This is a genomic window from Nocardia sp. AB354 (genome assembly GCF_049538315.1).
GTDB classification, from domain to species: domain Bacteria; phylum Actinomycetota; class Actinomycetes; order Mycobacteriales; family Mycobacteriaceae; genus Nocardia; species Nocardia nova.
Map to the genome: position 1 here is coordinate 20,383 of NZ_JBMVFU010000042.1, position 6,864 is coordinate 27,246.

The following is a 6,864-nucleotide window of genomic DNA, read 5'->3' on the forward strand; positions in this document are numbered from 1 at the left end:
CGGGCGCTGACCCGGGGTGGCCCCACGTACAGGCAAGATAATATATTATATCTGAATCATTGGTTCGATGTTTCGTGATTTCCCTCGGTTCCGCTCACCGGAGGTTGTGCGGCGCGACTCGGTATGGGAGTTCTGCTGCTGATACGCACTGCCAGTGTCAGCAGGATCGCGACCAGAACAATGATCACCAGGTAGGTCGGCAACCAGTAGGCCACCGCCGCCCCGAGCCCCAGTGCGGCCGCGCCGACCAGGCGGATCCTCCATCCGGTTCCCATCTCCCACCGGAAATAGATCGCCTGGGCCAGCAGGTACAGCGCCGGGCCGGCGAGGACGAACACTCCCGGCACGCCCGCCGCCCGTGTGGCCGGATGCGCCAGCAGCAACTCACTGCCCGCGGCGAACAGCACCAGGCCCGCGACCACACCGTAGATCGCGTTGATGCCGACGTGCACCGCGCGGATCGGATTCTCGATCTCGACGGCGTGGGTGACCACCAGCTGTTCCGAGCGGCCGAAGTAGACGGCCCACAGGCATACGAGGGCGGCGGCGCAGCCCAGTGCCAGCAACAGGGTGACGGGATCACCGCGATGATCGGAGATGATGCGCCCCAGCGTCAGTACCGTCTCGCCCAGCAGGATGATCAGAAACAGCCGCATCCGTTCCAGCATGTGCTCGGCGTCGAACGGCAGATGTGCGGTACGAACGCTACGGCCCCGCACCGGATGCGCGGTCCACGTGCCCAGCAGGTCGATCAGCGCGCCCACGGCCCACAGGTAGAGGCGAATGTCGGAGCCGATTGCGGCGCCGGCGATCCAGAACGGTGCGGAGACCGCGAACCAGATCAGCACGTGCCGGAAATGGCTGCGCAGCTCGGGCGTGGGCGCCGAGATCGCCGCATATCCGGCGGGCCCGCCGAGGGCCGCCAGCATCGGTGCGACGAAAAGCCATGGGCCGTCGTCGAATCCGTGCGCGATCCCGGCATTCATGAACAGCGCCAGGCCCATGACGGCGATGGTGACCGCGCGGGTGGCGCGGCGCTCGATATCGAGCAGTGTCACCTCGAAACTGGTGAACGCCCACACCCCGCATACCGCTATCAGCACCACCAGCGTTTCGGCGGCGCTGCGCCAACTCAGATGCGCGGTGAGATGGTGCGTGAGCTGGCCGATGGCCAGCACGAACACCAGATCGAAGAACAGTTCCAGCGGTGAGACTGCGCGCCGGGTGGCTGGGGTCGCCCGCGTCATCGTTCCTCCTCGGCCGCACCGATGTTCGTCGCGCCGTCGAGACTCGAGCGGGCCGCGAGCTATCCGGCGGCGGTCACCCGGAGCGTCGTTTCCGCGGCGGTCGGGGCCACCATCGGTTCGACGGCGCTGGGCTGATCACGATACTTCGCTTCGTAGGCGCGCCGGACCAGCATGTCGGTGTCCGAGTTTCCACCTGGTGGAGGACCTGCTGACCCAGCCGGCCCCATGGGAGCTGAGAACCCCTGGGCCGGCCGGTTCCGGCAGGGAAACAGCGACGCCTCCGGAGGTGCTGATTCGCCTCCGGAGGCGTCGCTGTTGTCGGTGGCCGCTCGATTTTCCGTAGGGGTTGCACTTTCGTGCGCTCCCGAAATCCGACGGCCTTCCCTGCGGCGGCAGGATCGCCCGCTACCGGAAAATGTCGGCTTTCCTGGCTTCCCGCAGCGACGTCGGGCTCGCCGAGCTCCTGCGGGGTGGCCGGTGTGTGGGCGTTGGAGTGCACTTTTGAGCCGGCCGATGCCGTGTCCGCGTCAGGCCCGCAGCAGCGCGGCGAATTCCGATGCCGGCTGGTTCACATCACCGGCGGTGATCGCGCGCAGCAGTTCCGCGCTGCGTTCGGGGCCCAGGTCAGCGACTGTCACATCGCGGAATTTGGCGTCCAGATCCTCTTGGAACATGGGGTTTTCGGCGGTGCCCATGGGGCTGTCGACGAAGATCTTCTCGGTGGTGCCGTCGGTGTAGGTGACGGTGATGTCGCCGACCCATTTGCCCGGGTAGGCGGTGTCGAGTTCGGGTTTCACCTCGATCTTCACCCGGCGGGCCAGGGCCGCGACATCGCTGCCTTCGCTCAGGTCCAGCCGGCCCGCGAGGTAGTCGTGGTGGGTGCGGAAGCCGTTGCCCAGGCCCAGCACCGACAGTGCGAACTGGAACGGCAGGCTGTACTGCAGATGTTCGATGGTCTGGGGAGCGTAGGCATTGGCGTTCTTGTTGCCGATGATGATGTCGCCACCGGTTTGGATGCCGAGCTGGATGCTCTCGATATCCGCGGCGCGGCCGGACAGTTGCCGGGCGCCGTCGATGTAGGCGTGGTTGATGCCGCAGCAGCAGTACGGCTTGACCCACACCTTGGTGATCTCGAACGGCGCGTCGAGCGCGAAGGCGGCGTCCGCGCCGTCGGCGACATCGCGGCCGACGAAGGTGCGGTAGAAGCCTTTCGCGCCACTCAGAAACGTTGTCGGACCGGTGATTCCGGCGGCCGCCATCTCGGCCGCGCGGATGCCGTTGCGCGTGCCGATGCCCGAATGCAGCCGCTTCACCGAGCCGCCGGTCGAGGTGTATTCGGTGGTGCCCGAGCAGTGGCTGAACGCGATCGACAGCGCGTGCAGCGTGCGTTCGGCATCGAAGCCGCGCATCTTCGCCACGACGGCGGCGGCCCCGAAGTTCGATAGCAGGCAGTGCGGGTGAAAGCCGCGTTCCAGCAGTTGCGGCGCGGCGAGCACGCCGATGCGGGTGTAGACCTCGTATCCGGCGACGATGCCGGTGATCACCTCCCGCATGGAGGAGCCCAGCTCCTCGCCGACCGCGAGCGCGGCCGAGACCACGCAGCTCCCGGGGTGTGAAGAGCTGGCGCGGTGCGCGTCGTCGTATTCGAAGCCGTGCCCGAAGGTGGCGTTGACGAACGCGGCGTCGGCCGCGCTCATCGCGTCACCACTCGCGGTGACGTGCGCGGTGCCCGGGGCGTGGGAGGCGCGGGTCAGTTCCAATACGGCCTGGCTCCACGGGAGCGAGGCACTGCCGACCTGCAGGGCCAGCTGGTCCTGCATCAGCCCGCGCGCGCCGGCGAGGGCTTCGGCTGGGATGGAATCGAATTCGAGGTCGGTGACCAGCCGGGCCACGGAATGTTCGAGTGCGGGAATGGTCTGCATCGAGAAACCTTTCGGATAAGTCGTTCAGGCGAGGGTGCCGACGAGCTCGTCGGGCAGGCCGTAGGACTTGATCTCGACATAGGCGTCGAAGCCCTCCGGCCCGGCCTCCCGGCCGATCCCGCTGTTCTTGAATCCACCGATCGGGGCGTGGAAACCCACCCCTTTGCCATTGACTTCGACTGTGCCGGTACGGATTCGGCGTGCGACGGCCAGCGCGTGTTCGGCGTCGGCGGAGAATACCGAACCGTTGAGGCCGTATTCGGAGTTGTTGGCGATGGCGATTGCCTCGGCCTCGGTGTCGTAGGTGTGCACGGTCAGCACCGGGCCGAAGACTTCCTCCTGTGCGATCTTCGCCGCCGGGTCGACATCGGCGAAGACGGTCGGTTCCACGTACCAGCCGCGGTCCGATCCCGCAGGGCGGCCGCCGCCGATGACGAGGTTCGCCCCCGAGGCCTTGGCGCCGTCGATATATCCCTCCACTCTGGCGCGATGGGTCGCGCTGACCATCGGGCCGATTTCGGTGGCCGGATCGAACGGATCACCGACGGGCATGGATTCGATCATCGCGACGATCTGGCCGATCAGGTCGTCACGACGCGAGCGCGGCACGACGATGCGGGTCTTGTTGCTGCACACCTGCCCGCTGTTGCGCAGCGACAGGGCGCGGATGGCGGGGATGACGACGTCGAAGTCCGCGTCGTCGAGCAGCACGGCCGCCGACTTTCCGCCCAGCTCCAACGTCACCCGGCGCAGGTCGTGGCCGCACAGCGAGGCGATCCGGCGCCCCGCCCCGGTGGAGCCGGTGAACGAGACCTTGTCCACCCCGGGGTGGCGAACCAGATGTTCGCTGACCGCGCGTCCGGCGGGCACGATATTGAACACGCCGCCGGGCAGGCCCGCCTCCTGCAGCATGTCCGCCAGCAGGTAAGCCGACAGCGGCGTTTCCGGTGCGGGCTTGTGCACGACGGTGCAGCCGACCAGCAGCGCCGGCGCGATCTTGATCATGGTGGTGAGCAGCGGCGCGTTCCACGGCACGATCGCCGCGACGACCCCGACCGCTTCCCGGGTGACCAAGGCGTTGCCGGTCGCCGAGCGCCGGGTGTCCGCCCACGGATACGACGGCGCCATGTCCAGGAACGCGTCCAGCAGCAGGCGCGGGCCGGCCGCCTGCATCGTGTTCGACAGGGAGATGGGACAACCCATTTCGGCGCTGACCACCTGGGCGATCTCCTCGGCCCGAGCGGCGAACTGCGCGCTGAGTTTGCTCAGCACCGCCATGCGCTCGGCGAGATCGCTACGCCCCCAGGGCCCGGAGTCGAATGCCCGGCGGGCGGCGTCGACCGCGGCGTCGATATCGGCCTCCACGCCCTCGGGGACCCGGGCGATGATCTCCTCGGTGCTGGGGGAGATCACGTCGATCGTGCGTTCGGACGTGGGTGACACCCAGGCGCCGTCGATGAACAACTTGTCGTACGGCCCTTGCCGCACGGCTGCCTGTCGGCCCATTACTGACTCCTCGTGGTGGTCGCGCGTCGCGGAGACGGCGCGTGCGGATCGGCGTCGCGCGCGGTGACGTGGGGCACGACAGATGGCCCATGTGATCCGAATAATACAAAGTATATGATATTGCCTGAGCCCTTCAAGGGGCCGATGCAGGGGGTTGCGGTTCTCCGATGGCCGCTAGGGAGACTGCCTTGGGGGTATGCGCGAACTCTTCGAACCACTTCCCAGGCGCAGAACAATATATTATATTAAAAATCAGACAGTCTGGAGGCATGACATGCAGCACAAGCCGCTCGACGGGATCCGCATCCTGGAGATCGGGGGTTATATATCCCTGCCGTTCGCCACCTCGATCCTGTGTGCGCTGGGGGCGGAGGTGGTGAAGGTCGAGAAGCCGGTGGTCGGTGAGGACTTCCGGCGCCTGCAGAACGACGGGAGCCCGTATTTCCGCCAATACAACACCGGTAAGCGCAGCCTGTCCGTCGATTTGAAGAAGCCCGAGGGGATCGCGCTGGTCAAGGCGCTGGTGCCGCACTTCGACGTGGTGCTCGAGAATCTGCGCCCCGGCAAGCTGGCGGCGATGGGCCTCGGTCCCGAGGAGTGCCGCGCGCTGCGCTCCGATCTGGTCTACGGGTCCGTCACCGGCTTCGGCGGTGGCGGGCCGCTGGCCAACCGCCCTGCCTACGACACCATCGGACATGCCTTCGGCGGCCTGTACTCGCTGTTCGGTGATGCCGGCCATCCGCAGCTGGCGGGCGGTCTGAGCGCCGACCTGGTCACCGGTCTGAGCACGGCCACCGGCGTGCTGGCCGCGCTGGTGGGCCGATTGAAGACGGGTGCGCCGCAGCGTGTGGAGACCTCGATCATGGAGGCGGTGAGCTGTCTGACCATCGACGGCATCACCCAGGCCTTCGAACTGGGCGCGGACCCGAGTCGGCAGAGCCGCCACCCGCAGGCGCAGAACTTCTGTGTCAAGACCTCGACGGGGGAGTTCCTGGCGATCCACCTGTCCTCCTCGCAGAAGTTCTGGCACGCGCTGTGCACCGCCATGGACCGCCTGGACCTCACCGAGGATCCGCGATTCGCCGAATACCGCCCCCGCGAATCGAACTACTTCGAACTCGCCGAGATCGTCGAGGCCGAATTCGAACGCAAATCGGTGCAGCACTGGGAGCAGGCGCTCACCGCCGCCGACGTACCCTTCGCGCCGGTGCTGTCGATGTCCGGCTACCTCGGGCACGAGCAGGTCGAATGGCTGGAGATGGTCGAACGCCAGCCCGACGGGCTGGCCCTGATGCGGCCGCCGTGGAAGTTCGACGGTGAACGTCCGGATCGGCCGGGAACCGCCCCGCGGGTCGGCGCGCACAGTCGCGCTGTCGCCGCGGAGGTGTATTCGCCCGAGCAGATCGAGGAACTGGTCCAGAACAAGGTGATCTACGCCGAGGAATGAACCACGCGGATCGAGACATCCTGTCTTCCAACAACAGTGAGTGAGTGTGTATGTCGAGCGACGACCTGACGACGGGCGCCTCGGTGGAGCTGGAGAAGCTGCTGGACTCGCGGTGGAGTTGCCGGGCCTACGAGTCGCGCCAGGTCCCCAGGGCCGATATCGAGCGCCTGTTCGCCCTCGCGCAGCGCTCGGCGTCGTGGTGCAACACCCAGCCGTGGCAGGCGATCGTGACCTCCGGCGCGGCCACCGACAGGTTCCGTGACGCCCTCACCGAGCACGCGCGCCGGCACACCGCGCCGGAATTCGATTTCGAGGCACCCGTGCAGTATCGGGGGGTGTACCGCGATCGACGCCGGGCCAGCGGCTGGCAGCTGTACGAGGCGGTCGGTGTGCGACGGGGTGATCGTGAGGCCTCCGCCCGACAGGCGTTCGAGAATTTCCGCCTGTTCGGCGCTCCGCACGTCGCGATCATCACCACCGATGCCGAACAGGGCATCTACGGTGCGGTCGACACCGGGCTGTATGTCGGCACCGTCCTGCTCGCCGCCCACAGCATGGGTATCGCCACGATCGCCCAGGCGGCGCTGGCCGGGCAGTCGCCGTTCCTCCGCGAGTACTTCGACCTCCCGGCGGACCGCAAGATCGTCGTCGGCATCTCCTTCGGATATCCGGACCTCGAGCACCCCGCGAACAACTATCGCACCGCTCGCGCGCCGCTGAGCGAAGTCGTCACCTGGCGGGG

General features: G+C 67.2%; 5 protein-coding genes. 2 read left to right on the forward strand and 3 right to left on the reverse strand.

Features of this window, described 5'->3' with window-relative positions:
• Positions 1–56 precede the first annotated feature (56 nt).
• The 3 genes from ACPCUW_RS34235 to ACPCUW_RS34245 all read right to left on the reverse strand — a co-directional run bounded on the left by ACPCUW_RS34235 (position 57) and on the right by ACPCUW_RS34245 (position 4,675).
• Positions 57–1,247, reverse strand: coding sequence for a low temperature requirement protein A (locus ACPCUW_RS34235; RefSeq protein WP_423429502.1), 1,191 nt, complete (start codon positions 1,245–1,247; stop codon positions 57–59).
• Between the two features lie 527 nt (positions 1,248–1,774).
• A complete protein-coding gene (locus tag ACPCUW_RS34240) occupies positions 1,775–3,169 on the reverse strand; it encodes an MmgE/PrpD family protein (RefSeq protein WP_423429504.1) in 1,395 nt (464 codons plus the stop codon).
• Positions 3,170–3,193: 24 nt separating this feature from the next.
• Positions 3,194–4,675: an aldehyde dehydrogenase gene (locus ACPCUW_RS34245; RefSeq protein ID WP_423429506.1), complete on the reverse strand. Its 1,482-nt coding sequence runs from the start codon at positions 4,673–4,675 to the stop codon at positions 3,194–3,196.
• A 274-nt stretch (positions 4,676–4,949) separates the two neighbouring features.
• On the opposite strand from ACPCUW_RS34245, the gene ACPCUW_RS34250 reads away from it, so the two are divergent.
• Both ACPCUW_RS34250 and ACPCUW_RS34255 read left to right on the forward strand, forming a co-directional pair.
• Positions 4,950–6,122, forward strand: a complete 1,173-nt coding sequence (locus tag ACPCUW_RS34250) for a CaiB/BaiF CoA transferase family protein (protein ID WP_195050221.1) — start codon at positions 4,950–4,952, stop codon at positions 6,120–6,122.
• A 50-nt stretch (positions 6,123–6,172) separates the two neighbouring features.
• Positions 6,173–6,864: nitroreductase (locus tag ACPCUW_RS34255; protein WP_423429508.1), on the forward strand; the 692-nt coding region annotated here is incomplete at its 3' end.